Source organism: Citrobacter sp. wls827 (assembly GCF_005280875.1).
Taxonomy (GTDB): domain Bacteria; phylum Pseudomonadota; class Gammaproteobacteria; order Enterobacterales; family Enterobacteriaceae; genus Citrobacter; species Citrobacter youngae.
The window spans coordinates 7,506-9,226 of sequence record NZ_SZWR01000010.1 but is presented as its reverse complement, the minus strand read 5'-3'; the positions used below and the strand labels follow the sequence as shown (position 1 = coordinate 9,226).

2 protein-coding genes are annotated in these 1,721 nt (G+C 54.5%); one reads left to right on the top strand and one right to left on the bottom strand.

The features are described from left to right. Positions 1-29: 29 nt before the first annotated feature. Positions 30-1,109, bottom strand: coding sequence for a tRNA/rRNA methyltransferase (locus FDX03_RS03430; RefSeq protein WP_048210880.1), 1,080 nt, complete (start codon positions 1,107-1,109; stop codon positions 30-32). 207 nt (positions 1,110-1,316) lie between these two features. Here FDX03_RS03430 and trxC point away from each other — a divergent pair. After that, a partial coding sequence (gene trxC / locus FDX03_RS03425) for a thioredoxin TrxC (RefSeq protein WP_137345678.1) occupies positions 1,317-1,721 on the top strand: 405 nt, incomplete at its 3' end.

The following is a 1,721-nucleotide window of genomic DNA, read 5'->3' as shown; positions in this document are numbered from 1 at the left end:
ATGCCAGCGATTCGCTGGCATTTTTATTATCAGGCTTTGTTCTGACGCCACCACTCCGCGAGCAGCACGCCGGTCGCAACAGAAACGTTAAGCGTTTCTACGTTGCCGGTACCGTCAATCGCCACGCACAAATCGTCGGCTGAGCATGCCGCTTCCGGCAGAGCTTCACGCTCACGCCCTAATACCAGCACCATTTTTTCCGGCAGCGTGGTCGTAAACAGCGGTTTACCTTTCACGCTTGAGGTCATCACTATCGTGTAACCCGCGTTACGGAAATCGTCCAGCACGTCGACAATACTGTCACCGGTAATCGGCTGAACGTGCTCAGCCCCCCCTTCAGCGGTACGGATAGCCGCACCCGATTCCAGCAGCGCCGCATCCTGCACCACCACGCCTTTCACACCGAAGTGTGCGCAGCTACGCATCATACCGCCCAGGTTATGCGGGTTGGCGATATCTTCCAGCGCCAGTACGCAATCCTGCGCGCCCGCCTGACCAACCCACTGCTTAACGGTGGTACCGTTACGTTTTTTAATCAGGAAACAGACACCACCGTGGTGTTCAGTGCCGGAGGCCTTCGCCAGTTCGGCTTCGTCAACCACGTGGTAGGCTTTGCGGTTTGCCGCCATCCAGCGTAATGCTTCTTTAAAGCGCGGGGTGACGCTCTGAACAAACCAGGCGCGGACGATAGCGTCCGGACGACTCTGGAACAGAGCCTGACAGGCATTCTCACCGTAAACGCGAGTTTCTTCCGCGCGCTGGCGACGTAATACTTCCGGATCGATAAAGCTTTTGCCGCTGATACCGCCGTGATCGGCTTTTTCCGCTGCGTCATCACTCGGGGCGCGGGACACGGTACGCCATGGCGAATCCTCACGTTTACGATCGCGTTCAACATCGCGGTCACGACCACGTTCACGGCCTCGTTCGCTGTTCGGACCCTTTCTGTCATCACGGGCAGGGCGACGACCGCCTTCGGCTCGGGAAGTACCGGGGCGACCGCCGCCTTTACCAGTACGTGGATTTTGGGTGCGTTTATCCGAGTCATCGTCACTGCGGACGTACATCACTTTGACCTTGCCGTTTTTGTTCTTCAGTTCGTCGCTCATGTTTTTCTCCACCTGCTCTGCGCGAAGCGCGCAGATTACCCGATGTGCACGTCGTTAGCCATTATTTCATTTAAAAGCTAAGGACTATTGTACTCATTGAATAAAACGCATTGTTGTTTAGAACAGACTCCCCGATAATATGTAACATAATAGAAACATACTGGCGTTACTGCCGTGAAGTCCACTCCACTCATCCAGAGGTTAGTTATGAATACCGTTTGTACCAGCTGCCAGGCTATCAACCGCATCCCCGACGATCGTGTCCAGGAAGCGGCTAAATGCGGACGCTGTGGTCACGACCTGTTTGATGGGGAGGTGATCAATGCGACCGGTGAAACACTGGATAAACTGTTAAAAGACGATCTCCCGGTGGTCGTTGACTTTTGGGCCCCCTGGTGTGGTCCATGTCGTAACTTCGCCCCGATTTTTGAAGATGTCGCGGAAGAACGTAGCGGTAAAGTACGTTTTGTTAAAGTGAATACGGAAGCCGAACGTGAGCTCAGCGCCCGCTTCGGTATCCGCAGCATCCCGACCATCATGATCTTCAGAAAAGGTGAAATCGTCGACATGCTTAATGGCGCCGTACCTAAGGCTCCGTTTGATAGCTGGCTT

Coding starts and splice junctions, on each gene's coding strand:
- FDX03_RS03430 (WP_048210880.1), bottom strand. CDS start 1,109: ATGAGCGACGAACTGAAGAACAAAAACGGCAAGGTCAAAGTGATGTAC.